Origin of the sequence: Ketogulonicigenium robustum (assembly GCF_002117445.1) — a bacterium.
GTDB lineage: Bacteria > Pseudomonadota > Alphaproteobacteria > Rhodobacterales > Rhodobacteraceae > Ketogulonicigenium > Ketogulonicigenium robustum.
This window is the reverse complement of sequence record NZ_CP019938.1, coordinates 126,639-152,048: the sequence shown is the minus strand read 5'-3', so window position 1 is coordinate 152,048 and position 25,410 is coordinate 126,639. Positions and strand designations below refer to the sequence as shown.

General features: G+C 63.0%; 23 protein-coding genes. 12 read left to right on the top strand and 11 right to left on the bottom strand.

What is annotated here, in order from left to right:
* The first annotated feature begins 40 nt into the window (after nucleotides 1-40).
* The 4 genes from BVG79_RS12865 to BVG79_RS12850 are packed head-to-tail and all read left to right on the top strand — an operon-like array spanning nucleotide 41 to nucleotide 4,551.
* A complete protein-coding gene (locus tag BVG79_RS12865; RefSeq protein ID WP_085787519.1) occupies nucleotides 41-931 on the top strand; it encodes a carbohydrate ABC transporter permease in 891 nt (296 codons plus the stop codon).
* The gene (locus tag BVG79_RS12860; RefSeq protein WP_085787518.1) at nucleotides 928-1,815 is read left to right on the top strand and encodes a carbohydrate ABC transporter permease; all 888 of its coding nucleotides are present in this window, start codon (nucleotides 928-930) and stop codon (nucleotides 1,813-1,815) included. The genes BVG79_RS12865 and BVG79_RS12860 overlap by 4 nt, the downstream gene beginning before the upstream one ends.
* A 5-nt stretch (nucleotides 1,816-1,820) precedes the next feature.
* The gene (locus tag BVG79_RS12855) at nucleotides 1,821-2,891 is read left to right on the top strand and encodes an ABC transporter ATP-binding protein (RefSeq protein ID WP_085787517.1); all 1,071 of its coding nucleotides are present in this window, start codon (nucleotides 1,821-1,823) and stop codon (nucleotides 2,889-2,891) included.
* Between the two features lie 25 nt (nucleotides 2,892-2,916).
* Nucleotides 2,917-4,551 carry a GMC oxidoreductase gene (locus BVG79_RS12850; protein ID WP_085787585.1) on the top strand — a complete coding sequence of 545 codons (1,635 nt, stop codon included), beginning with the start codon at nucleotides 2,917-2,919 and terminating at the stop codon, nucleotides 4,549-4,551.
* 32 nt (nucleotides 4,552-4,583) lie between these two features.
* On the opposite strand, the gene BVG79_RS12845 is transcribed toward BVG79_RS12850, so the two are convergent.
* The 3 genes from BVG79_RS12845 to BVG79_RS12835 form a co-directional block, all read right to left on the bottom strand.
* The gene (locus BVG79_RS12845) at nucleotides 4,584-7,289 is read right to left on the bottom strand and encodes a TonB-dependent receptor (RefSeq protein WP_085787516.1); all 2,706 of its coding nucleotides are present in this window, start codon (nucleotides 7,287-7,289) and stop codon (nucleotides 4,584-4,586) included.
* A gap of 126 nt (nucleotides 7,290-7,415) precedes the next feature.
* Entirely contained in the window at nucleotides 7,416-8,312 is an 897-nt protein-coding gene (locus BVG79_RS12840; RefSeq protein ID WP_085787515.1) for a FecR family protein, read from the bottom strand.
* A 1-nt stretch (nucleotide 8,313) separates the two neighbouring features.
* Nucleotides 8,314-8,817, bottom strand: a complete 504-nt coding sequence (locus BVG79_RS12835) for an RNA polymerase sigma factor (RefSeq protein WP_085787514.1) — start codon at nucleotides 8,815-8,817, stop codon at nucleotides 8,314-8,316.
* Between the two features lie 408 nt (nucleotides 8,818-9,225).
* On the opposite strand from BVG79_RS12835, the gene BVG79_RS12830 reads away from it, so the two are divergent.
* From BVG79_RS12830 to BVG79_RS12805, 6 genes are all read left to right on the top strand, one after another.
* Entirely contained in the window at nucleotides 9,226-10,233 is a 1,008-nt protein-coding gene (locus tag BVG79_RS12830; RefSeq protein ID WP_085787513.1) for an ABC transporter substrate-binding protein, read from the top strand.
* A 79-nt stretch (nucleotides 10,234-10,312) separates the two neighbouring features.
* Nucleotides 10,313-11,224 (top strand): ABC transporter permease, encoded by a 912-nt coding sequence (locus BVG79_RS12825; RefSeq protein WP_085787512.1) that lies wholly within the window; start codon nucleotides 10,313-10,315, stop codon nucleotides 11,222-11,224.
* A complete protein-coding gene (locus BVG79_RS12820) occupies nucleotides 11,217-12,281 on the top strand; it encodes a quaternary amine ABC transporter ATP-binding protein (RefSeq protein WP_085787511.1) in 1,065 nt (354 codons plus the stop codon). The genes BVG79_RS12825 and BVG79_RS12820 overlap by 8 nt, the downstream gene beginning before the upstream one ends.
* Before the next feature lie 78 nt (nucleotides 12,282-12,359).
* Nucleotides 12,360-13,979 (top strand): ABC1 kinase family protein, encoded by a 1,620-nt coding sequence (locus tag BVG79_RS12815; protein WP_085787510.1) that lies wholly within the window; start codon nucleotides 12,360-12,362, stop codon nucleotides 13,977-13,979.
* Between the two features lie 110 nt (nucleotides 13,980-14,089).
* On the top strand, nucleotides 14,090-15,178 hold the full coding sequence (locus BVG79_RS12810) for a hypothetical protein (RefSeq protein WP_085787509.1): 1,089 nt from the start codon (nucleotides 14,090-14,092) through the stop codon (nucleotides 15,176-15,178).
* A gap of 172 nt (nucleotides 15,179-15,350) precedes the next feature.
* The gene (locus BVG79_RS12805) at nucleotides 15,351-16,601 is read left to right on the top strand and encodes an Nramp family divalent metal transporter (protein ID WP_085787508.1); all 1,251 of its coding nucleotides are present in this window, start codon (nucleotides 15,351-15,353) and stop codon (nucleotides 16,599-16,601) included.
* A 122-nt stretch (nucleotides 16,602-16,723) separates the two neighbouring features.
* Here the strand turns inward: BVG79_RS12805 and BVG79_RS12800 are convergent, their stop codons facing one another.
* From BVG79_RS12800 to BVG79_RS12765, 8 genes are all read right to left on the bottom strand, one after another.
* Nucleotides 16,724-17,056 (bottom strand): hypothetical protein, encoded by a 333-nt coding sequence (locus BVG79_RS12800; protein WP_085787507.1) that lies wholly within the window; start codon nucleotides 17,054-17,056, stop codon nucleotides 16,724-16,726.
* A gap of 285 nt (nucleotides 17,057-17,341) precedes the next feature.
* Nucleotides 17,342-18,172, bottom strand: a complete 831-nt coding sequence (locus tag BVG79_RS12795; RefSeq protein ID WP_085787506.1) for a sulfurtransferase — start codon at nucleotides 18,170-18,172, stop codon at nucleotides 17,342-17,344.
* Nucleotides 18,173-18,259: 87 nt separating this feature from the next.
* The gene (locus tag BVG79_RS12790; RefSeq protein WP_085787505.1) at nucleotides 18,260-19,030 is read right to left on the bottom strand and encodes an ABC transporter ATP-binding protein; all 771 of its coding nucleotides are present in this window, start codon (nucleotides 19,028-19,030) and stop codon (nucleotides 18,260-18,262) included.
* Entirely contained in the window at nucleotides 19,018-20,010 is a 993-nt protein-coding gene (locus BVG79_RS12785) for a FecCD family ABC transporter permease (RefSeq protein ID WP_236951474.1), read from the bottom strand. Before BVG79_RS12785 ends, BVG79_RS12790 begins: the two co-directional genes overlap by 13 nt.
* Nucleotides 20,003-21,031, bottom strand: a complete 1,029-nt coding sequence (locus BVG79_RS12780; RefSeq protein WP_085787503.1) for an ABC transporter substrate-binding protein — start codon at nucleotides 21,029-21,031, stop codon at nucleotides 20,003-20,005. Before BVG79_RS12780 ends, BVG79_RS12785 begins: the two co-directional genes overlap by 8 nt.
* The gene (locus BVG79_RS12775) at nucleotides 21,028-21,492 is read right to left on the bottom strand and encodes an SAM-dependent methyltransferase (protein WP_085787502.1); all 465 of its coding nucleotides are present in this window, start codon (nucleotides 21,490-21,492) and stop codon (nucleotides 21,028-21,030) included. The genes BVG79_RS12780 and BVG79_RS12775 overlap by 4 nt, the downstream gene beginning before the upstream one ends.
* 3 nt (nucleotides 21,493-21,495) lie before the next feature.
* The gene (locus tag BVG79_RS12770) at nucleotides 21,496-21,981 is read right to left on the bottom strand and encodes a DUF2478 domain-containing protein (protein WP_198167937.1); all 486 of its coding nucleotides are present in this window, start codon (nucleotides 21,979-21,981) and stop codon (nucleotides 21,496-21,498) included.
* Nucleotides 21,982-22,081: 100 nt separating this feature from the next.
* Nucleotides 22,082-23,326: a molybdopterin molybdotransferase MoeA gene (locus BVG79_RS12765; protein WP_085787501.1), complete on the bottom strand. Its 1,245-nt coding sequence runs from the start codon at nucleotides 23,324-23,326 to the stop codon at nucleotides 22,082-22,084.
* 270 nt (nucleotides 23,327-23,596) lie between these two features.
* Here BVG79_RS12765 and BVG79_RS12760 point away from each other — a divergent pair, with 270 nt between their 5' ends.
* Both BVG79_RS12760 and BVG79_RS12755 read left to right on the top strand, forming a co-directional pair.
* Nucleotides 23,597-24,613, top strand: coding sequence for a LacI family DNA-binding transcriptional regulator (locus tag BVG79_RS12760; RefSeq protein ID WP_085787500.1), 1,017 nt, complete (start codon nucleotides 23,597-23,599; stop codon nucleotides 24,611-24,613).
* A gap of 250 nt (nucleotides 24,614-24,863) precedes the next feature.
* Entirely contained in the window at nucleotides 24,864-25,403 is a 540-nt protein-coding gene (locus BVG79_RS12755; RefSeq protein WP_236951473.1) for a sugar dehydrogenase complex small subunit, read from the top strand.
* The last annotated feature ends 7 nt before the right edge of the window (nucleotides 25,404-25,410 follow it).

Here is a 25,410-nt window from a genome sequence, read left to right as displayed (position 1 = left end):
CAAATCACCTCTCCCTCATTTGCCACCCAAGGAGGCCCGCATGTCCCGCGGTAAATGGCGATTACGCGCCGCCCAACTGGCCCTGTCGCCGACATGGCTGACGGTTGTTCTGGTCTATCTGGGCACGATGGCGTGGACGGTCACGCTGTCATTCACCAATTCGCGCCTGCTGCCGAACTGGGATTTTGTGGGCCTTGCACAATACGCACGCCTGTTCGGCACGGCAAAATGGACGCTGGCGCTGCAAAATCTGGTGGTGTTCGGCGTGCTTTATGTGGCGGGTTGTCTAGTGCTGGGGTTCCTGCTGGCCGCTGCGCTTGACCGGCGCGTGCGCTTTGAAAGCGCGTTCCGCACGTTGTTTTTGTACCCCTATGCCATGTCGTTCGTGGTGACGGGGCTGATCTGGCAATGGCTGATGAACCCCACATTGGGGCTGCAGCCGACGGTGCAGGATTGGGGCTGGGCGGGGTTCCGGTTCGATTGGGTGACAAGCCGCACGATGGCGCTTTATGCTGTGGTGCTGGCAGGGATATGGCAGGGTGCGGGGCTGGTGATGGTGCTGGCACTGGCGGGCATGCGCGGGATCGATGCCGAACAATGGCGCGCCGCGCGCATCGACGGCATTCCTGTCTGGCGCGTCTACCTGTCGATCATCTTGCCGCAACTGGGGCCAGCACTGGCTGCGGCTGCGACGCTGCTGTCGATGGGTGTTATCAAAACCTATGACCTTGTCATCGCCCTGACCAAAGGCGGGCCTGGATCTGCCACCGAGGTTCCCGCAAAGTTTATCATGGACAATATGTTCCAACGCCAAAACTTGGGCCTTGCGACGGCTGCGGCGGTCGTTTTGCTGCTGTCGGTCATCGCTATCGTGGTGCCGTTCCGGTATGCCGCCTACATCATGGCAAAGCGCCGCGCAGGTGCACTATGAGCAGCGCGCTCCTACAATCCGGCCCCGCGCCGCGCAAGATTACGATTGGCCGCATCGGGCTTTATGCCTTCTTGCTGTCGATGGTGGTATTTTTCGCCCTGCCGCTGTTCGTGATGGTCATCACATCGCTGAAAACCCCCGAGGAAATCCGCATGGCGCGCATTTTCGCGCTACCGGCAGGCCTGAATTTCTCGGCTTGGGCCGAGGCATGGTCGGGGGCCTGCGCGGGCACCGCGTGCAACGGGGTCGAGGCGGGGTTCTGGAACTCGGTCAAGATTACCGTCCCCGCCGTCGCCCTTTCGGTCACGCTGGGGGCGCTGAATGGCTATGCGCTGTCGTTCTGGCGGCCGCGCGGCGGCAAGATCCTGTTCGCGCTGCTGATGGCGGGGGCGTTGGTGCCGTACCAGATTTTCCTGTACCCGATGGTGCGGGTGCTGGCGGGGCTGTCGCTGTATAACACCTTGCCCGGTATCGTGCTGGTGCATGTGCTATTCGGCCTGCCGCTGGTCACGCTGCTGTTTCGCAACTATTTCGTGACGCTGCCTATCGAGCTGTTCAAGGCCGCGCGCATCGACGGGGCGGGCTTCTGGCGCATCTTTGGCGAGATCATGCTGCCGATGTCGGTGCCGATGATCGTGGTGGCCGCGATGCTGCAATTCACGGGGATCTGGAACGATTTCCTGCTGGGCCTTGTGTTTGCAGGCCCCGACAACCTGCCGATGACGGTGCAGCTGAACAATATCGTCAACACCACCACGGGCACGCGGCAATACAACGTCGATATGGCCGCCACCATGCTGACGGCGCTGGTGCCGCTGGCGATCTATTTCCTCTCGGGCCGTTGGTTCGTGCGCGGCATCGCCGCCGGAGCAGTCAAGGGATGACATCCATGAATACCACTTCGCCCGCGCCTGCGGCTGTTTCCGTGCGCGACCTGCAAATCCGCTATGGCGCTGCGACCGTTATCGACGGGTTGAATATCGACGTCGCCGCGCGCGAGTTTCTGGTGCTGCTGGGGCCATCGGGCTGCGGCAAGTCGACCCTGCTGAACGCGATTGCGGGGCTGAACGACATTGCCGGTGGCCAGATCCATATCTCGGGCAAAAACGTGACATGGGCCGAGCCGAAGGACCGCGGCATCGGCATGGTGTTCCAATCCTATGCGCTTTACCCGCGCATGAGTGTCGAGAAAAACCTGACATTCGGGCTGCGCGTCGCGGGCGTGCCCAAGGACGAGATCGCCCGCCGTTTGGCCCATGCGTCCAAACTGCTGCATCTGGATGACTTGCTGCAGCGCAAGCCCGCCGAGCTTTCGGGCGGTCAACGCCAGCGCGTCGCCATCGGGCGCGCGCTCGTGCGCGAGGTGGATGTGTTCTTGTTCGACGAGCCGCTGTCGAACCTTGATGCCAAGCTGCGCACAGAATTGCGGGTCGAGATTAAAAAGCTGCATCAGGATCTGGGAAACACCATGATCTACGTAACGCACGACCAGACCGAAGCGATGACGTTGGCCGACCGGATCGCGATCATGCGCGGCGGTGTGATCCAGCAGCTTGCGACCCCCGCCGAGGTCTACCATCGCCCTGCGAACCTGTTTGTCGCGGGCTTTATCGGGGCGCCAGCGATGAACTTCATCCCCGGCACATTAACCGCTGACGGGGCGTTCACAGGGGGCGGTGTTGTCTTGCCCGCAGTCGCAGCGGGGGCCAGCGGCACCGCAACGCTGGGCATTCGCCCCGAACATATCACGCCGGTTCCCGTCGGCACGGGCGCGCTGCGCGGCACGGTAACCGTGGTTGAACCGATGGGCGCCGATACCGTCGTCTGGTTTGACTGCGCGGGCCAGCAAATGTCGCTGCGCGTGATGGGCGATACCACCTTGACCCCCGGCACCGAAATCGGCGCCGCCTTCGACCCCGCCCGCGCATCGCTGTTCGATGCGCAAGGCGACCGGATCTGACACGTACGACCACAAGGACATCATCATGACACATCCCCTTTATGACGTGATTGTCGTTGGCTCGGGCGCGGCGGGGTCTTTCGCGGCCAAGGAATTGACGGCCCAAGGCCTGCGCACGCTTGTGCTGGAGGCTGGCCGCCCCATTTCTGCCAAGGATTTCGACCCCGCCAAGAAATCGCCAGTGTCGGACATCAATATATGGGAACGCGCGGGGGCCACGTTGAAGGGGCAGCCCGTGCAGGCGCGCGCGGCGTTCTTTGCCAACCGCATGGCGCATTTCTTTGTCAACGACCGCCAGAACCCCTACACCACCCCCAAAGACGCGCCTTTCCTGTGGATTCGTGGGCGGCAAACGGGGGGGCGCCTGCACAGTTTCGGGCGGGTGCTGCTGCGCTGGACGGATGACGACTTCCGCACCGCGACGCGCACAGGGCAGGGCAAGGATTGGCCGATCTCCTACGCCGATCTGGCCCCCTATTATACCGAGGTCGAGGAAACTTTGGGCCTGTACGGCCGCACCGAGGGGATCGAGACCTTTCCCGATGGCAGCTACAGCCACCAAGCCCTCTATTCCCCGCCCGAGGAAGCCTTCAAGGAAACGGTCGAGGCTCGATTCCCCGGTCGGCGCGTGACCACGTGGCGCTACATCGCCCCCGAAAGGATGCCACGCCAGTTGCAGGCCGCGATGGATACCGGCTTGTTGACAATCGTCAACAACGCGGTGGTCGACCGCGTCATCACCGACCCTGCCAGCGGTCATGCCACTGGGGTTGAGTACATCGACGCCGAGACCCGCCAGCGGTCAACCGTGCAGGCCAAAGCCGTGGTTTTGTGCGCATCGCCGATTGAAAGCGTGCGCCTGATGCTGAATTCGGCCAGCGAACGCCACCCGCAGGGGCTGGGGAACAGCTCGGGTGCGTTGGGGCGGTATTTCATGGACCAGCTGCCCTGCCTTGCCGTGGGGGATATGCCCAGTGCGACGGGGACGTTCTTGGATACCGCCGCGCCGCATGACGAATTCTACAACCCCTCGGGCGGGATTTTCATTCCCCGCTTTGATCACGGCACGTCGCCGCGCGGGGATTACTGCTTCCAAGGTTCTATTGGGCGCTATGGGGCGGCTGATCAGCCCGCGCGCCTGTCGTTTTTCGGCTTCGGGATGATGCAGCCCAGCCCCGACAATCGCGTGACGCTGGACAAGACAAAACGCGACGCATGGGGGATACCGGCGGCCCATGTCCGCTGCGTGATGGGCGAGGACGACAAGATGCATCTGCGCGCCCAGATCGCGGCGCTGCGTCAGACGGTCGAGGGCGCGGGCGGACGGTTCGAGTTTATCGGCTCGCCCCTCGGCCTCGAGGAATTCGGCAAGGGGGCCTACCCCGACGCCGACCCGTTCAGCCGGTTCGTGTTCCGCAAATGGTTCGGCAAGACGATGATCATGGGCGCGGCAATCCATGAAACGGGCGGGGCGCGCATGGGCGACAACCCTGCGGATTCGGTGCTGAACGCCCATAACCAGTCGTGGGATGTGCCCAACTTGTATGTGACGGACGCCTCGGCTTTTGTCAGCAGCGGCGTGACGGGCACAACCCTGACGCTGATGGCGCTGACGGTGCGGGCCTGCCGCCATTTGGCACAGACCCTGCGCGCAGCATAATGGTGCGGGCGCCGTCGCGCCCGCACTAGCCCTTAGAACCGCGTGGTGAAATTCACGCGGATCGTGCGCCCCGGGGCCGGCATCATCGCGGCGTTCAGGGCGTCCATGTAATATTGGTCGGTCAGGTTATCGATGGCAAAATCGATCTGGTTGCGCTCGTCAATGGCGTAGCTGGCGAACACGTCGACCAGCGTATAGGGGCGCCACCGGCCCGGCTGGATTTCCGAGGTGGATTCGACCGTCGTTTCGGTGAACCGTTCCGAGAAGTAGCTGATCCGCGTGCCGATATTCAGCTTGTCGTCCAGCATCCGATAGCCCAGTTGCAGCGAGACGGTGTCTTTGGGCGGGACGTGCTGCAGCGCGTAGCTGTTCACGAAACCGCCCTCGGTGCACAGATCCTCTTGCCGGTGCAGGGTGCCGGGGCGGGCGCAGAACCGCGATGTGATGGCGTGGTTCCAGGCCAGACGCGCGCTGAAGGCGTCGAATTCATAGTCGGCGGCCAGTTCGAACCCGCGCATGCGCGCGTTTTCCAGATTGATCATGCCGAGGCCGCCGATCTGGAACCCGATCGGCTCGGGGTAGATGACGTTCGACCGCGTCAGGTAGTCGTCGATATTATTGTCGTAATAGGCGAAATGCAGGCGCATCCGGTCGCTGTCGCCAAACACGCTGTAGAGGGTTTTATTCACGCCCAGCTCGATACTGCGGGCCTGTTCGGGGCGCAGATCGGCGGGCAGGTATGCGGTCGAGAAGCCTGAGACCGTCTCGAACACGCTGGGCATGCGCATCGTGTCGGCATAGCGGGCGTAAAGCTGCAGGTCGTCGTTTGGCGACCAGCTGAGCGACAGGTGGTTCGACAGGCCATGCCCCGACAGCGTGGTCGGCGTGCCCGCGACAAGCAGGTTCTGGCTGTTCGGGTAAAAGCCGATGATGTTGAACCGCATGTTCTGGTCGGTCGTTTGGTAATCGGCGTAGCGCAGCCCGGCCCCGATGGTGACGGCAGGGGTGATGTCCCACGTTGCGTTGACGAAGCCGCTCAGTTCCTCGCGCTCGCCGGTGCGGGGGGCGAAGTCCATGTTGTTCAGGTATTCTTGAGGGTCATCGCCCATATCGTCGGGCAGGCCAATGCTTTCGCGTTGCCACGCCCCGCCGTATTGCAGGCGGAAGTCGCCCGCAAAGCCCGCGATGCGGCTTTCGTTCGAGATGGTGATACCGTCGCGGACGGCCCGCGACATGCTGTAGGTGTTGCCCACGCCGCCGCCCCACAAGGTAATGAGGTTGTTGGCACGGTGGTCCATATCGGTGCGGAACATGTCGACCTTCAGGTCGATCATGTCGCTGGCGGGGTTCCAGCGATAGCGGGCGGTGGTGGTGTCCAATGTCAGCTGGTCAAGGGCTGACTGGAACCCGCCGACCGCCGATGTGTGCGTGCCGAGGCGGGTGGGCATAATCTCGCCAAACAGGCTGTCGTAGCGGTTGAAGCCAACCTCCAGGCTGTGGTCGCCAAAATGCAGGTTGCCCTTGAGGAGGTAGGAGGTGTTCTCGGTCGAGGTGTTGAGGATTTCCTCGCCGCCTTTCCACGGGGACAGCCCCTCGTAGCCGATGACGTTCCAGCCGTAGCCGTTGTCGCCACGATCGACAAGGCGCGCTTGGCCGCGGCCGTTTTCGCCCGAGAAATAGTTGCCGTTCACGCGATGGGCCGCAGCTGCGACCAGATCGAAGTATTCGGATTTGAACCCCAGCGCGACGCTGCCATTGCCGCCCGTGGGGGCCAGCAGGCTGGGCCGATCCATGTTGCCGCCGTCGCGCACGATGCTGGGTTGGCCGACTTGGAACATACCCCCGATGACGCCGCCGGGGGTCATCTCATCTGGAACATCGGTGCTGTTCGTGTTGAAGCCGCCCCGAATACGCACGCCGAAGCTGGCGCCGGGCAGGACGATATCATCTGCCCCGATGGTGCGCATGCGGACGATACCGCCCACCGCACCCGAGGCATCGGCCCCCGCGCTTGCGCCTTTTTCAATCGCGACCTCGGCAATAAAATCGGGGTCGACATAGCTGCCCGAGCGCGCGCCGTTATAACCGCGATAGACGGTGCGTTCCTGCGATGCGCCGTCGATAACCACAGGCACGCGGCCTTGACCCTGCATGCCGCGGATGTTCACATCCAGTGCGCCCGAATTGCGGTTATCGCCGTTGATCACCCCTGGCACACCCGCGATGAAGTCGCCAACCGATGTGCCGCGCTGCTGGACGATATCGGCGTCGGACAGGTAGTCGACCGAGCCTGCGGTTTCATAGGTGCTGTCGGCGCTGCCCAGCTGGCCGCCGCCATGGATGGTGATGGTGCCCAGCTGCAGTCCGGCGCTATCCTCGCCCTGCGGGGCGGCCGAGATCACGACCGAGCGGGCGTCGGCGAATGTGAACCGCAGACCGGTTCCTGCCAGCAGCTGCGACAGAGCCGCCTGCGGGGCAAGGCGCGCGTTGAGCCCGCCGGTAGTTTTGCCCGCTGTGACCGCATCGAGATACGAGACCTGTATGCCCGCCTGTTGGCCCCATTGCACCAGCGCGCGGCCCAGCGGCCCAGCTGGCACGGCGAATTGGACGTCGGATTCGACGGCTTGGGCTCTGGCGGCGGGGGCCAGCGCAATGGTGCCACAGGTGGCGAGTAGGGTGGACATCAGCAGCGTTTTCAGCAGCTGGCGTGGGGCGGGACGGGATGACTTGGCAGCCAAAGGGCACTCCTGCGTGTTGAGGTATGGGGTGCCGTGCCTGAGCCCGTTGGACGTATTCGGTATTGCTGACCCTATTGGTAATACAATCGGGGTGCGGATTTATTCGGGCGCATCTGAAAAAATATTTCAAACAATTGAAATAACTGTTAAAAATCCTGATACGCCGCGCACGTGCCCGCCCGTTGGGCGCACGGCGGCTTGCAGCGCGCGGGTGGGGTTGGATGTGTCGAAAAGGCCGCTGATGCGCGCGCGGGCGATGGCGCGGTCGGCGATGACGACACGGCCCGGCATCCAGCGGGCGATGCGGGCGACCAGCACGTCCAGCGGCTCGGCCTCGGCGGCGATCAGCCCTTGTTGCCAGAGGCCGGCAAGGGCGGGGTCGCGGGGGCCTTCCTCGTACGCGCCGTCTTTGGGGTTGAGGCGCAGCCAGTGGCCTGCAGACACGGCACGCGACTGTAGGCTGCTGCGCAGGTCGACGCCATCGGTGCTGACGGCAAGGTTGACCAGATGCGCATCGCGCGCGATTTCGAAGGTTGCGCTCGTTGTCTGGATGCTGACCCCGTCGGGCAGCTGCACGACGAAGGGCGCGGCGGCGGGCGCGACATCGACCCACGCCATGCCGCGCAGCAAGCGAAACCCGCGCGCGCCGGTGATCACGGCACTGTCGGGGCCCAAGGTCGCGTGCGAGCCATCGGGCAGCGCCATGTTTAGCAGTTGTGCGGTGGTGGTGACGTGATCGGCTTGCTGGGTTTGCCGCATCTCGGGCAGCGTCCACGCCCCCAGCGCGCCTGCGCCGAGCAGCGCTGCGCCGCCCAGCACGACATTGCGCCGCGTCGGGTTTCTCGGCGGCGAGAGCACGCGGCCGCTAATGCCGTGCGCTTTCGCGACCATTTGCCAGACGGCCTCGTGATCGGCGCTGCGGGCGCGCCATGCGGCGATTGTGCTGTCGGCGGGCGAGGTGCGGCGCATCATCAGGGTGATCGCCTCGTCCAGTAGCGCGCTTTGGGCGGGGGTGGGGGGCATGCTAAAAATCCCCTGTTTTCAAGATGATCATACGATAGGCCTCGTGGATCATTTCCCATGTGCGCGAGGGGGACAGGTCGATCTCGCGCGCGATGCGGGCGATAGGCCAGCCCTCGATCCGATGCAGTGTGAAGGCGCGGCGGTGGCGGTCTGGCATCTCGCGCAGGGCCGCCTGAACGGCGCGCAACTCGGCGCGGGTGGCTATGATTGTCTCGGTGTCGGGGGCGCGGGGCATGGCTGCTTCAGCCTCGGGGGTGTCGAGGGGCACATGCACCGCCAGCGCCGCCCGTTTGACGTGGTTGATCCCAAGGTTGCGGGCGACTTTATACAGGTAAGCCCGCCGCATATGTTCGGGCGCATCCCCGCTGGGCTGGGCCAAGATGACCCGCAAGAAGGCGTCTTGTGTCAGGTCTGCGGCGGCCTCGGCATCAATCCCGCGCCGGCGCAGGGCATGGCGCATGCCGCCCGCGTGCTGTCGGAAAAGAGAAGAAAAATCCCATGCCATACACAAAGCCCCGATTGGCGGGCGGATTGCCCGTCTCGATGCGAAGTGGCCCTATGGCTAAGGAATTCCCTTGTCGCTGTTAGCCCCGCTGCCCCCCGCATTGCAGGTGAATGCGGGGGTGTCAACAGTTTGCGTTAGGCGCAAAACATACTCATCCGCCCATACGGTTGTGTTTGTGGCACTCTTGCCTTATACACCTACTCGGCCCTGCATTCGGGCCATGTGCCGCCCGATTTCGCGCATCGCGCCGGGGTGGAGCACGTTGCGTGTCGCTTTTCATGACGCGCTTGGCCCTGTCGCATTCAATGTGGCGTTTGAAGTGGGGCCGTTCAATCCAGCGGGTCGTCCGGGGGCAGCGCCCTGGCGGGTCTTATTTTACGCTGCACAACGACGAAGGACAGCAATGTCATGACGAAGTTGGTTTATGCTTCCCTATTGGCCATTGCCCCTGCGGCGATGGCTTTGCCTGCCATGGCACAAGACAATGACCAGTGCGGCACTGTTTCGATTGCCGAAATGAATTGGGCCTCGGCGGGGGTTGCCGCCTGGGTCGACAAAATCGTTCTGGAAGAAGGTTACGGTTGTAACGTTGATCTGGTGACGGGCGATACGATGCCGACCTTTGCATCGATGAACGAACGCGGGCAGCCCGATATCGCGCCAGAGATCTGGGCCAATGCGGTGAAAGATCCGCTTGAGGCGGCTTTGGCCGAGGGGCGTCTGATCGAAGCCTCGAAAATTCTGGAAGATGGTGGTGTGGAAGGCTGGTGGATTCCCCGCTATGTGGCCGAAGCGCATCCCGAGATCACCTCGGTCGAGGAGGCTTTGAAGCATCCCGATCTGTTCCCCGCACCTGAAAATCCGGCGCGCGGCGGTGTCTACGGTTGCCCTTCGGGGTGGAGTTGCCAGATCACGACGCAAAACCTGTTCCATGCGCTGGACGCCGAGGGCAAGGGCTTTGATCTGGTCGATACGGGATCTGCTGCGGGATTGGACGGCTCGATCGCCAATGCCTACGAGCGTGAGGCCGGTTGGCTAGGGTATTATTGGGCCCCGACCGCGATTTTGGGCCGCTATGACATGGTGCAGTTGCCGTTCGAGGTGCCCGTGGACGAGGCGGAGTTCCTGCGCTGCACGACCATTCCCGATTGTCCCGACCCCAAGGTGACATCCTATCCGGTGGCCGATGTCTATACTATCGTGACGAAGAATCTGGCCGAGACGAACCCGGTTGTCATGGGCTATCTGGGTCAGCGGACGTGGAAAAATGACGTCGTGAACGCCATTTTGGCGTGGCAGACCGAGAACCAAGCCACGAATGAAGATGCCGCGTGGCACTTTCTGGAGACCTTCCCCGAGATTTGGGGTGGCTGGTTGAGCGATGACGTGCGTGCGCGCGTCGCGGACGCCATCTGATTTGTTTCCATTCTGGCGGGCTGCCTGATGCCTGTGGCATCGGGTAGCCTTGCCGTTTTCACATAGAAAAGGGGAAGTCATGGCTTCATCCTGTTGGGGGCTGCCGGAATTTTTGTGTTCCGCGCCCGAAATGAGCGGCAGCGCCATGCGCGCCATGCGCCGCACCATCGACACCGGCTTCAAAGATTGGGTGCGGGGCGTCTCGCCTTGGATCGACGCGGCTATGGCGCCGCTGCAGCGGTTTTTGAATGCGCTGGAAAGTGCATTTGTAAGCACGCCGTGGATCGTTGTTTTTGCCGTGCTGCTGGTGCTGACATGGTTTGCGGGCCGGTCGTGGAAAATTACGCTGGGGGCAGGGATCGCACTGATCGCCATCGGCTGGTTCGGCCTTTGGGGCGATACGATGGTCACGCTTTCGATGGTCACGGTCTGTACGCTGGTTGCCATTGTGATCGGCCTGCCGATCGGCATTCTGGCGTCGCGGTCGGAACGTGCGCAGCGCGTGATCATGCCGCTGCTGGACGTCATGCAGACGCTGCCCAGCTTTGTCTACCTGATCCCTGTCGTGGTGATTTTCGGCATCGGTAAGGTGCCGGGCATGATTGCGGTGGTCATCTACGCCATGCCGCCGATGATCCGGTTGACCAACCTTGGTATTCGTTTGGTCGACCGCGAAGCGGTCGAGGCGGCGGATGCCTTTGGCTCGTCCGAGCGGCAAAAGCTGTGGAACGTGCAGTTGCCGCTGTCGCTGCCCACGCTGATGACGGGCGTGAACCAGACGATCATGATGGCGCTGTCGATGGTGGTTGTCGCCTCGATGGTGGGTGTTGGGGGCTTGGGGCGCAATGTGCTGCAGGCGATCAACAACCAGTTCTTTACCGTCGGGTTCCTGAACGGGTTTGCGCTGGTGGCGATTGCCATCACATTCGACCGCGCGACCCAAGCTTACGGCAAGCGCCTGCAACGGCATACGGAGGTCAGCGATGAGTGACCAGTTTTTGGCGCCCGACGAGGAAGAAACCACGCCGGGTATTTCCATCCGCAACCTGTACAAGATCTTCGGCCCTGATGCGGGCAAGCATATCGAGGCTGTGAAAGCGGGGATGGGCAAGGCGGATCTGAACCGCAAGTATCACCACACGCTAGGCCTCAGCGATATCAACACCGATCTGCCTGCGGGCAAGATCTCGGTCATCATGGGGCTGTCGGGGTCGGGAAAATCGACGTTGCTGCGCCATTTGAACGGGCTGATCATGCCGACCGCGGGCGAGGTGCTGATCGACGGGCAGGACGTGGCCAAGATGTCGCCGGCCGAGCTGCGCGTGTTTCGCCGCAACCAGACTGCGATGGTGTTCCAGAAGTTCGCCTTGCTGCCGCACCGGACCGTCATGGAAAACGTGGTCTATGGGCTGGATATTCAAGGGGTGAAGCGGGCCGACAGCCGCGATCGCGCCGCCCACTGGATCCAGCGCGTCGGGTTGAAGGGGTATGAGGAGCGGTTCCCCTCGCAGCTATCTGGCGGGATGCAGCAGCGCGTTGGCTTGGCCCGTGCGCTGACGAATGATGCGCCGATTTTGTTGATGGACGAGGCGTTCTCGGCGCTTGATCCCCTGATCCGCGTGGATATGCAGTCGGTGCTGCTGGATATTCAGAAGGAGGTGTCGAAGACCATCGTCTTCATCACTCACGATCTGGACGAGGCGCTGCGCCTTGGCGACAAGATCGTCATCTTGCGCGCGGGCGAGGTATCGCAGCAGGGTACGGGGGAAGAGATCGTCTTGCATCCGGCCAATGACTACGTGAACGCCTTTGTGCGCGAGGTGAACCGTGGACGGGTTATCCGGCTGCGGTCGGTGCTGAAGCCAAAGCCTGCTGCACTGGACTGGCCGCAGCTACAGCTGCCGGGCAATACCACGCTGGAAGATGGTGCGTTGGCCCTGTTGCCTGCGCCCGAAAGCTTGGCGACGGTGCTGGGGCGCAACGGCCAGCCGCGCGGCGTCGTCTCGATGGACGACATCATGCGCGGAATGTTGGTTCGGACCGCCTGACAGCCAGCGGCGGGTGTTGTCTAATGCCCGCCGCACAGGCATGCTGGGCCCCAGTTGCAAACGCACTTGGGGCCCGCAATGCTACGTCCACTGCGCGACAGTAAACGCTCGGCCGAGATTATCGGCGTCTTTAGCCGTTTTGGTGGGGGGGTGTTGCTGGGCGCGATTGGGCTGGGGCGCGGCGATGGCGACGCAACCCAAAGCCTGACCCCCGCCCGCCTGCGCGCTGCGCTGGAGGAGTTGGGGCCGGTTTTCGTCAAACTGGGGCAGATTCTGTCGACGCGGCGCGATCTGCTGGGGCCGGAATGGGCCGCCGAGCTGGCGCAATTGCAAGCCAGCGTCCGCACGTTGGGCTGGGATGTCATGTCGCCGCGTATCGATGCCGCACTGGGCCGCCCCAAGGCCGAGGTCTTTGCCGAGATTGACCCTGACCCCATCGGCTCCGCCTCGATTTCGCAGGTTTACCGCGCGCGGCTGCACAGCGGTGCGGATGTGGTCGTCAAAGTCACACGCCCCGGGCAGGACGAAAAAGTAGCCGCTGATCTGGCCTTGCTCGAGATGGCGGCGGCGCAGGCCGAACGCCTCTATCCCGACGCCGCGCGTTTTCAGCCGCGTCAGATGGTGCAAGAACTGGCCCGCGCCATTCAGGCCGAGTTGGATCTGCGCGAGGAAGCCGCCAATGGCGCCGAGATTGCAGCGAACCTGTCCGAAATGGATAACGTTGTTATTCCAAAGGTATACACAGATTATTCGTCGCGCGATCTGATGGTGCAGCAGCTGATCGTCGGCCTGCAGCCGCGAGACAGCGACAAGATCGCCGCCGCCGGTCTGGACGGGCGCGCACTGGCGGCTGTCGGGGCTGATGCGTTTTTGCATATGGTGCTGATCGACCGCGTTTTTCACGCCGACCCGCACCCCGGCAACCTGTTCGCGCTGCCCCAAAACGCCGTTGCTTTCATCGATTTTGGCATGATTGGCCGCCTGACCAAGGCCCGCCAGCGTGATCTGGTCGCGTTGCTGGGGGCGATTATCGGCCACGATCCTGCCAAACTGGCGCGGACGCTGGCCGATTTGGGTGGCGACGGCACCGATCCGCATGACACGTTGGAGGGTGACAGCGCCCGGTTTGTCGCCCGTCATGGCGGCGCGCGTGGGTTGGATCTGTCTGCAGCGGTCGGCGATTTGATGGACATTGTCCGCAACGCTGACTTGGCCCTGCCGCCCGATCTTGTCTTGCTGCTAAAGGCGCTGGCCACGGCGGATGGCACGATGAAGCTGCTTGATCCTGGGTTCGACACCATCACCGCCGCACGGCCTTTTGTGCTGCGGGCGATGATGGCGCGGGTGGACCCGTCCGAAGTCATCCCCAAACTTCAGACCTTTGGCAGCGATATGCTGGGGCTGGCCGAGGAGAGCCCGCGTCTGGTGCGCGGTGCGTTGAAACGCGTCAGCGACGGCAAGCTGCGGGCCGAGATCGTCATTCCGGAAACCGCCGCGCTGGCCGGGGCGCTGGAACGCGCCGGCACGCGGATTGCGGTTGCGATTGTTGTCGCCGCGCTGGCGATGGCCATGGCGCCGCAGGTTGTCGTGATGGGGCCGCGTATATTGGGGCTGCATCTGGGCAGTTGGCTGGGGTGCGCGGGGGTTGTGTTGGGCGTTCTTTGGTTGCTGGGGATCGGGCTGTTCCGCCGCAAGTAACCGCACGATCGGCGGAAAATGACCGAGGGCGGCATCACTTCACCGTCGTGCTGGAACAGATCACGCTGCCGTGAAAATGGGCAAAGCCGTCACTATGCAGTAGGTTTAATATGGCTTTTGCCCCCTTCAAGCTGCCGTCGCGGGATCTGTCGATCCGCGAAGGCACCATCATTCCACCGCGCGGCTTTGCTTTCGCACTGATCGTTTTCACCGCGCTGTTCGGCTTTCTGGCTTATATTCAGGGGCCGGGGCTGGTGCGTGACTGGATTATCAGCCTCGATCCCGTTGTTATCAATGATGCGCAGGTCAACAACGGGCAATGTCGCGTGCGGCAGGCCGTGTTTGTCGATTGCAGCGCCGATGTCAGATATGGTGCCAAGGGCAACCCCTATGCGCAGCATATCGAGCTGGCTTTCGTTGACCTCCACCGTGGCGATTACCAGGTTGATGTGGTGGTCAACCGCACGAACCCGGCACTGGCGACTCTGACCTTGGGCCTTGAAAAGCTGTGGAACCGCACGCTGTTTCTGGGCGGGTTTCTGACGATCTTGCTACTGGGTGTGGTCGTCGGCCTGCGTAACGCGCTGCGGTCCCGCCGCGCGGGACGCCTGAGCGTGACGCCCGCGCGTCTGACGCTTGTGCCGCTCAAGCTGGGGGTGGTTCAAAATCGGGGTGGCCGCACGGTGATGTCGTATAACGAAGTGCTGCCGAACGGTAAAACCGGACCGCTGGGAACGACGGTATTCGCTGCTGGCGAAGAGCCGTTCGTTATATCGGATGCGAAAAATAACGATGTAGGCGTCGGTGTGCGCCACCCGGCCAGCCCGCTGCCCGGCTTTATGGACGTGGGGTTGCGGCGTATTTCGCTGACCGACGCCGAACGTGCCGACATCCTGCAGGCGCTTCCGAAGCCCGACCCGGCCGTCGCACCCACCGCCGCCGCACCGCGCAAGCTGCATTGGCGTCGCGGTATTGTCGGGTTCTTCATCATGCTTCTGGTCATTCTGATCGCGGCGGGTGGTTACTGGCTCTACTATGTGACGCAAAGTGCCAACCGGTACGACCCCATCGGTATGGAAATCAACGCGATCTTGCCGGACAGCCTAAACAGCTGGGGCTGCGCCCAGATGGAGCAGCGCTTTGGCAAGCTGCCCGCACCGCACGGCTGCACCGCGGCCGACTTCCGCAGCTGGAAGTAAGGCCCCAAGGGCACGGTAAACCATATCAAAGGGCGCTTTGGGCGCCCTTTGATGCTTTAAAGGCGCCCAAAAGGGTTCAACGCCACGAATGTATCCCTACGTATACTGTTTTGCTTCTGTTTTCCTGCACATTTCGCTAGTGTCGCCCCAAGCGACTGAGTGGAGGAGACGCATGAGCCAAAAATCAACAGATACACCGAAGTGGAGCATTGTCGGCCCGGGCCTTGTGGTTGCGGCAACCGGCGTGGGCGCTGCGGATTTGATCGCCACCACTGTGGCAGGTAGCCTGTATGGCTACGCGCTGCTTTGGTCGGTCATTATCGGCTGTATCATGAAGGTGGTTCTGGTCGAGGGAGCAGGCCGTTACACGCTGGCCACCGGCAATACCATTTTCGAAGGCTGGGCCAGCCTCGGGAAGTGGACCTCGGTCTATTTCGGGCCGTATATCGTGATCTGGGGCTTCGTTTACGGGGCGGCGGCGATGGCGGGCACGGGCCTTGCCTTATATTCGCTGTTCCCGCAACTGAGCGTGGCCGTGTGGGGGATCATTTCTGGTATTCTGGGCCTGGTCATGGTCTGGAGCGGTCGTTACGACCGCTTTGAGAAAATTCTAACCTTCTTTGTGCTGCTGATGTTCGTCACAATGATCATCGCCGCAGCTTTTACCTTGCCCAACCTTGGCGAGGTTCTGGGTGGTCTGGTGCCGACGATTCCCGAAGGCTCGATGATCAATATCTTGTCGGTCGCAGGTGGCGTGGGCGGCACGATCACGCTGGCGGCATATGGTTACTGGCTGCACGAAAAGGGCTGGGACACGCCCAAGTTCATGCGCGTCATGCGTATCGACAACCAAGTGGCCTACATCATGACCGGCATTTTCGTGGTCGCAACGCTGATCGTCGGGGCCGAACTGCTGTATTCGGCCAATATCGCGATTGGTGGCGGCGATCAGGGCATGGTCGATCTGGCCAATGTGCTGGCTGATCGCTACGGCCCGTTCATGGGTAAACTGTTCCTGTTCGGCTTCTGGGCTGCGGCTTTCTCGTCGCTGATCGGGGTTTGGAACGGCGTCAGCCTGATGTTCGCGGATTTTGCAGGCCAAATCCGCAATCTGCCCCATGGCCATATCGAGCGTTCGTCCAAGGGCAAGGCCTATAAAGCCTACATCCTGTGGCTGACGTTCCCGCCGATGATCATGCTGTTCTTGGGCCAGCCGGTATACTTGATCTTGGCTTACGGCGTGCTGGGTGCACTGTTTATGCCATTCATGTCGGTCACGCTGCTGTGGATTTTGAACACAGACCGCGTGCCGCGCGAATGGCGTAACGGCCCGATTACCAACATCCTGCTGCTGCTGTGTACGCTGGCCTTTGCCGCACTGGCCGTCAATCAGGTCTGGAGTGCGATCGCACGCGTGTTCTGATCAGCACCTGCGCAAATAACAAGGCCCCGGGGGAAACCTCGGGGCCTTTGTCGTTGGGGGTAGATACGAAAACGGCCCTGCCCCTTTCGGGGCCGGGCCGTTTGGCGCACCGGCGATTGATGTTATTTCAGCGAGATGGTCTTGGTGTCGACCACTTGATCGTTGATTTTCAGCACGGCGGTCAGGCCAGTTGCCGGCAGTTGGGTGCTTTGGTAACGTACGTCCGTGGTGATGCCGGCGTTCAGGTCACGGCTCGAGATTAGCTTGCCACCGGCCGAGTACAGGTCCAGCGTAGCAGGGGCCGAGGTGTTGACGAGGTTGATCGTCAGCGGCTTACCGGCTTCGATCTTTTCGTTGTTGATGCGGATGTAGCCGTAGTCTTGGGCGGCAAAAGCGGTCGAACCAGCAGTGGCGGCAATGGCAGCGACGGTAGCAATAGCAAACAGGTTTTTCATTTTAGTCGTTCCTTGATGTCCCGGGATAGGGTCCTCGGGGTGTGTTGTAGGGCGGGGTGCATCGTCTGTGATGCAGCTTTTCGCCTTGTGTGAGCCGTATTTGGACTTGCAGCTGTGAAAGTTAAACTGGCGCAAGTGCACAGTATCTGTGCAGGCCCGAGCAATCACGTTCATGTCTATTTAGCGGGAAGCGGGCTTGAAAAGCGCGCACCGCACACCACGCGCGCAACGCAAAAGGGGCCGCCGAATGGCGACCCCCTGCGGATATTTGTGCATTGGTGCGCGTTAGTCGCCTTTGGTGATCGGCCCCAGCGTGCCGCGTCCCCATTCGGTCCACGACCCGTCATAGACGCTGCCTTGCTTGCCGATGCGCGCCAGACCTAATGCCAGCGTCGCCGCCGTCATCCCCGACCCGCAGCTGAGGACAGTGTCATCGCCAGCCTTACCTGCCAATAGCGCATCCAGCGTTTTTGCCGAAGCAAAACGGCCGTCGGGCGCGGTCAGTGTATCAAACGGCACGTTCGTGGCCCCGGGCATGTGCCCCGATTGCAGGCCGGGGCGCGGCTCGGCGACCTCGCCCTTGAAACGTGCGGCGCCGCGTGCGTCGATGATCGCGCGGGTACCCGCCGCCACGACATCGGCCATTTGGGGGCCAGACAAAACGCGGCCCGAACCCAGCACCCAGTCGCGCGCGGCGACGGTTGCGGCGGTTACGTCACCCGATTCTAGCGGCAGATTCTGTGCCGTCCACGCCAGCAGGCCGCCGTCCAGCACAAAGACATCCGGCACGCCGTAAGCGGTCAGGGTGAACCAGACGCGCGGGGCAGAAAAATGGTTCGGGCTGCGGTCATAGACCACCACCGGCTTTTGTCCGTCAATGCCAAGGGCCGCCATTGCCGCGCCGAAGGTCGCGGCATCGGGCATCATATGCGGCAGGTCGCTGGTCTTGTCGGCGATGTCATCAATGGGAAAGAACTGCGCGCCGGGCAGGTGGCTGTCCAGATACGCCTGCTTGGCAGCGTCGGCGTCGGCGGGCATGAGGTAGGTCGCGTCCAGCACAACGACATCGGCCAGATGTTCGGCCAACCATGCGGGGGTGACAAGCGGATCAGACATAGCGCGACTTTCGGTTTAATTGTCCACTATCAGCCTAGGTCAGCGCGGCGTGGCAAGCAAGGGATAGGGCCGCAGCCAGCACGCGCGCTAATAGAAATACCGGTTGCCGTCGGGCCGTGTGCCCGTTTGCAGCTGCGTGCCGTAAAGGTCGGAAAGCGCTGCGGCGGTGAGGGTTTCGTCGGTCGCCCCTTGCGCAATCACGCCGTCGCGCCCCAGCAGCAGCACGTGGTCGGCCAGCGCGACGGCTTGGTCGGGATCGTGGCTGGACAGCAGCACCGCTGTGCCCTGCGCCGCAAGGGACCGGATCGCCGCGTCGACCGCGCGGCGGTTTGCAATATCAAGGCTGGCGGTCGGCTCGTCCATCAAGATGCAGCGGGCCCCTTGCGTCAGCGCCCGCGCGATCAGCACTAACTGCCGCTGCCCGCCCGAAAGCCGCGTCACGGGCTGCGCGGCCAAGTCCATAATCCCGAGGCGATCAAGGGCGGTCTCGGCTGCGGCGATATCGGCTTTGCCGGGGCGGTCAAACGGTCCCAACCGGCTAGAGGCGCCCATCAGCACAATATCCAGCGCGCTATAGGCGAAGGCAGTCGAAAGCTGCTGCGGAACATGGGCCAGGTGGCGGGCAACGCTGCGGCGCGGCAGCGTCGACAGGTCCTCGCCTTGCACATAGACTGCCCCGGCCAAGGCGGGCGTTAGCCCCAGCAAGGTGCGCATCAGCGTTGTTTTTCCAACGCCGTTTGGGCCTAGAAGCGCCATAATCTCATGCGCTTGCAAAGCGAAATTTATCTGTTGCGCTAATACACGCGTGCCGTGCCCGATGGTCAGATCGCGCGCGGAAAGGGGGGCTAATCGCTCCATGGTTTTGCCCCGCGCGCGAGAAGCCAGACGAAAACGGGCGCGCCGATAACGGCGGTGAGGATGCCGAGCGGAACCTCCATCACAGCGATGCTGCGCGCGGCGGTATCAACCAGCACCATAAACGCCGCGCCCAGCAGCAAACTGGCGGGCAGCAGGCGGTCAAAGCGGGGGCCGACCAGCATCCGCGCCATATGCGGCACCATCAGGCCAACCCAACCGACAACGCCAGCAAGCGCCACGGCAGCGGCGGTGACCAGCGTGGCGCAAGCGATCACCAGCGCGCGCAGGCGCGTGGCTTGGATGCCAAGGGCGCGGGCATCGTCATCGCCCAGCGACAGCAGCCCGATGCGCCAGCGCAGCAGCAATAGCGGGGCCAAGCCGACCGCGATGGCGGGCAGGGCGGCCAGCACATCGGTGCGTTTTGCCCCCGCTAGCGATCCCATCAGCCAAAATGTGATGGCGGGCAACTGGTTGTCGGGGTCGGCCAGCAGCTTGACCATGGATGTGCCTGCCCCCGCCAACGCGCCGATGGCCATCCCACACAAGACCATGGTTAGCACTTGGCCCGCGCCGCGCAGGGCTGCGGTCAGGCCGAGAACCAACCCGACTGTCACCAGCCCCGCCCCGAAGCCCAGCAGTTGCAGCGCCATGACCGGCAGGCCCAGCAAAATACCCACCGACGCGCCAAACCCGGTTCCGGCCGAGACGCCCAAAATATCGGGTGATACCAGTGGGTTGCGAAAGGCGCTTTGGTAGGCCGCGCCGGCGCCCGCTAGGGCCGCCCCGACTAAGGCGGCTGCCAAGACGCGCGGCAGGCGAATGTTGAACAGCACTGTCGCCTGTTGCCCGCCCGCGCGGTCCCACAGCAGCAGCGCCAGAATACGGTGAACCGGCAGCGCGAAAGGCCCTGTCGCGATGGCGATCAGCACCACCGCAACAAGGCCCGTGACCAGAGCAATAAATGTGTCCCGATCACTCACCCAGAAGGGCGGCCATCGCCGCGTCATCGGGCGTCACACCATAGAACAAGCTGTAGAAGCCGCGGATGTCACCGGTCAGGTCGCTGGCCAACGCATCGGGGTAGAGCTTGTGTTCCAGCCAGATCACACCCGCCAGACGGTTGATCGAGGGCGGGCTGTCGATGAAGCCAAACGGTTTGTTCGGGGCCAGATAGACGCGCCCGTTTTCAACCGCCGGAATACCCTGCCATTCGGGCATGTCGGCGACATTGGCGGCGAAATCGGCGTCGACGGTGATGATCACGTCGGGCGCCCAGGCTTGCAACTGTTCGGCGCTGACGGTGGCAAGGCCGCTGCCCTCCACATCGGCCACGTTCACCCCGCCCACGCGGGCGATGATCTCGCCGTTGAGCGAGGCGGGCCCAGCGGTTTCCAACCCTTCGGGGCCACGGGCAAGATAAACGCGCGGACGGTCGGCCTGCGGCACGCTGGCCAGCAGGGTGTCAAGGCCCGCCAGCGTCGCGTCGGTGTATTCCGCCAGGGCTGCGCCACGTTCGGGGACGTTCAGCACATCGGCCATTTGGGTGATGGCGGCGGACATATTGGCGAACGATCCTTCGATCAACACATAGGGCAGGTTCGCTTGGTCCTGCACGCGGGTGGCCAGATCGGCATAGGTGGGGTTCACGGTGCCATAATCGACAATCATCTGCGCGCCCGACCCCAGCAGCGTTTCCAGATTCAGGGTATCGCCGCGGCCGGTCAGGCGGCCAAGGGTGGGTAGGTCATGCGTTGCGGGCAGCAGGTAGGGGCGGTCGCCCTCTTTCACGGGGTTGACCCAGCCGACCATTGCATCGGGCTTCAGTGCGTACAGCAGCACGGCGGCGGGCGGGCCGGCGGCAAAGACAGCCTCGGGGGCGGTGGGGATGTCTACGGTGCGGCCCGTCGCATCGATGATCGCGCGGGTTTGCGCCGTGGCGGCCAGCGGGGCCAAGGTGGCGACGGCGAGAGTCGCAAACGTAAGGGTCAGGCGGGGGATCATGGCAGGACTCCGAATTTGGGTTTGATGTCGACAAGGGGGGTGCCGTCGACGCAATCTAGGCCCCGCACCGTTAAAATCGGCCCCTCGACCCCGATCAGCCGCACGCGCGACGATGCAATCGGGTTTGGCCGCAGCGGCGAGCGGATAGCAAAAGTGCCGATGGATTGGTCGCCAAAACTGGGGTTCTGGCGCACGGCATCGCGGCGCGACAGGTGCATCCAATACAGGATTTGCAGCCAGTCTTTTCCGGCAACGCCCGCAAGGGCAGGCGCCCAAGGGGCGAAAACTTCGATGCGAAACAGCGGCCCATTGTCGGGGTCGCCGCGTTTGGGGCAGTCGGCCCGGGTCGCAAAGGGCGAGTGGATACGCCCGATAAACCACAGCTGCGCGTCAAACGTGGCAGGGGGCGTGGTGATTTCTTCGTGCGGGCGCAGATCGTCCTGAAGGGGGTCGTACGACATAGCTTACCCCATCCACGCGCGCAGGCTGACCGTATCGGCCTGCAGGCGGGCGGCGCTGCCATCGGCGAAAGCGTCGAATGCCGCTTGCCAATCGGGCGCGACGGCCACCAGCACAGGAATATCGCGCGCTAGCGCGTTGGCGATGGTCGGCACAAAGCCAAGGCCAGCGGCCTCTTGTTTGCCGAATTTGTTGACGACCAGCAGGCCGGTGCCATCGGGCAGGGCGGACATTGCGGACTCGACTTCCATGATGGCGGAATCGAGCGCGGCGACATCCAGCCGACACCCTGTGGAACCCGGCCCGAGGTCGGCGCTGATCACCCGCGTATCGCCGGTGGGCAGCAGCGTGATGACGATGCGCGGGCGCTGCCCTGCGGCTGGGGTGTCCGGTGCGCTCAGCGCGCCGACGATCGCGATATCGGACCCCAATTGCGCGATGGCACTGCGCAAACCAGCCTCGTCCTCGAGGGGGATGTAACCAAGACGCATGGGGCCTCCGCTGCGGGATTCGATGTGTATGAATAGACATATCGAAGGCTGTCCGGCAAGGGGCCACGCGCGGCGTGCCACGGTGACGCAGTTTACGCGTCTAATAGTCCCATGGCGCGAGCGGGATGTAGCGCAGGCTATCGCCGGGGGCGACGGTGGTGACATCTTCGGGCAGGTCTATCAAACCGTCGGCATAGGCGAGGCCGCTGATTCGGTTCGATCCGTGCGGTTTGAACACGTCCAGCGCGCCATCGGGGCGTAGGCGCGCGCGCAGGTATTCGCGCCGTCCGGCAGGTTTGCTGTGCGAGAAAGCTGCAGGCAGCGTATAGGCGGTCGGACGAGTGAACGCGCCGCCAGCGCGTTTTGCCAGCGCGGGCAGGGCAAAGATGATCGCACAAGTATAGGCCGCAACCGGATTGCCGGGCAGGCCGAAAACCGGCAGCCCTTTCCAATGGGTCAGCATTAGCGGGCGGCCCGGTTTCATCGCCACGCGCCAGTTCAGCACGGGGCTGTCGCGCAGCAGCAAGCGTGCGACCACGTCGTGATCGCCGCGCGATGCGCCGCCGCTGGTCACAATCGCATCCGCTTGGCTTGCCGCCGCATCCAGCGCAGCGCGCAAGCTGCCTTCATCGTCGGGCAGTAGCCCCAGATCGACCACGTCGTAGCCCTGCTGCTCAAGTAGGGCGCGCAGCATCGGGCGGTTGCTGTCAATCACGCGGCGGTCGGCGGTCGCGGCCAATTCGCGTCCGGTCGAGGCTAGTGCGACCCGCAGCTTTGGGCGCAAGGGTAGCGGGGCGTGACCCCAGCCCGCCGCAGCCAGCAACGCCAAATCGGTCGCCCGCAGGCGGCGACCGGCGGGCAGCAGCGGGGCGCCTTGGCGGATGTCCTCGCCCTGTAGGCGCATGTTTTCGCCGGCGCGTGGCGGGCGGGCAATATGCAGGGCAGGTCCCGCTCTGCTGCAAACCTCGTCCGGCACGACGGCGTATGTGTCGGGGGGTAGAGTCGCGCCGGTCATTATGCGCAAGGCCAACCCGGCGCCCACCGGATGGGTAGGGTGATCGCCCGCAGCGATCGAACCCGGGCGGATGGTATAGGATGACTCTGTCGGCGGCCCGCCCAACGCATAGCCGTCAACGGCGGCGTTATCGGCAATCGGGTGGTGGCGCAGGGCCGCGATTGCACGCGCCAGCACACGCCCGCGCGCATGGTCGGGGGCGCGAAATTCCACCCCGTCGATCGGGGCGATCTGCGCATCCAGCGCGTCAAGCACCCAATCGACACGGCGCACCTGATCGCTGTCGCAATCGGCAAAGCGGGAAACGGAGGGACGGGGAAGCGGCGACATTGCAGGATCTGTGATTGGGCGGCGCGCAGCCGACTACGGTGCCGTAGAAAGCCACGGCGCGGCAGCTTAGGCAAGCTATCACGTACCAAAGCGCGACCATTCACCGCGACGCCTGACTGAAAAAGCATCACCCGCTGCAGTCTTACGCTGGCGCGGGCTGCGCTGAAAATGCCCTGTGGTCACCGTTTCACACTTTGGTGCACCCCGCTGGTCTTCGCGCGACCGCCAGAATAACCAGCCGGAATATCATTATATCCCACGAGCATACCGATGCCGCGTCGCACCAAAGAACGTACCACTTTCGAAGCCATCGCAGCCGCTAGCGGTGTCAGCCTGAGCAGTGTGGACCGCGTTTTGAACGAACGCGGGTCAGTGTCGGAAAAGACGCGCGAGAAGGTGCTGACGGCGGCGCGTGCACTAGGGATCAACCGCGCTTTACCCGAGGCATGGCACCGCGTGCAGCACGTGGGAATCATCTTGCCGCGCAGTCGCAGCCAGCACTGGCAACTGTTAGACGACGCTTTCATCGGGTTTTCGCATGCGTTGCCGCGGTGGATGATTTTGCACCGCCAACGCGTGGCGCAAAACGACCTGAAGGCCTTACGCGAAGCGGTGATTGCGCCCGGCTTCCAGCGGGGCGGCCTTATCATCGCCCCCGATGCCGCCGACGAAATCGCCCCCGCGCTGCGCGAGATTATGGCGCGTGGCGAGCAGTTGATCACGTTGACCAACAACGTGCTGAACCTGCCCGATCACCCCTATAGCGGGATTGATCACGCCATGGCGGGGCGCACGATCGGCTATCTGATGCGCCGCTTAACACCTGGCGGTGGTCGCGTTGTCATCTTGCAGTGCAACAACCGCCGCCTTGAACATTTCGAACGTGTCAGTGGGTTTCAAAAGGCTTTCGGCGACGATGGCAGCCTGACAGTGCAACACGTGGATGAAGAAAACCCCGGCGCAGCCGAAGGGGCCATCCGCAAATTACTCGCCACAGGCGAGCGAATCGCGGGGCTTTATGTAACCGGAAACGTATCGGCCGAACTGGCGCCGTTGATTGCCGCGATGGGCCCCGCGCGGCCTGTTTGGATCACGCATGAACGGCTACCGCTGCATTGCGACTTGTTGCGCGCGGGCGTTCTGGACTTTGTCTTGGACCAAGACGCGGCGGCGCAAGCGGCGTGGGCGCTGTCCGAGATGGTTCGGGCGCTGTCGGGCGAATGCTGGGCAGGGGGGCAGGTGCAGGCCCCCGAATTGCGGCTGTATTGCCGGGAAAACCTTCCGTGATCGTCCCGTAAAAACCCCGATTTTGACGAAAAGCTGTCAAAATCGGGAATGATGGCTCCGCGCTAAACCCGCTAGTGAGGTCGCAGTGGGCTATATGCGGCCGATTGATTTGTCGCCCGAATGCGACCTTGACCGGATTTCACGGGATGTGGGTGCAGGGCGACAATTTCATTGGTGACGCTGCGTAACTCATGCTAACATCCGCGTAATCCCGCTTTGAGCCAGTAAAACGAGCCAGAAGAAAATGGACATGAAATCCTTTAGAATTGACACGCGGCTGTCGCGACGGGGGCTGCTACGCGGCGCTGTGGTCGCCTCGGCCATCGCGCTGACGGCATCGCTATCAGGTACGGCGGTTTTCGCCCAAGGCGTGACTGCGACGAACTTCGTCACCCTATCGCAGGTGCTGACGATGCGCCCGCAGCTGGACCCCGAAATCGCCGCCCGCGCGCTTGATGCCCTCAGCGGCGAGGACGACGGTTTTGCGACAAAGGCCCAAGCGCTGATGGATGCTGTCACCGCTGAAAACTTTAGCGATATGGATAGCTTCAACGATTTCATCGCCAAGCACGAAGACCTGCGTGATACGGCGATGAAGATCATCTCGGCGTGGTATTTGGGCTATACCGGAACGCAAGACGGGCACGGGTTTGATGATACGGCCCGCTTTGTCACCTACCGCAGTGCGCTGATGTACGAATCGACCATCGATGCGACGGTCATTCCCACCTATTCGCGCGGCGCGCCGAACTATTGGGCCGAACCCCCTGCAACAGTCGCCAACGACTGATCGGCTC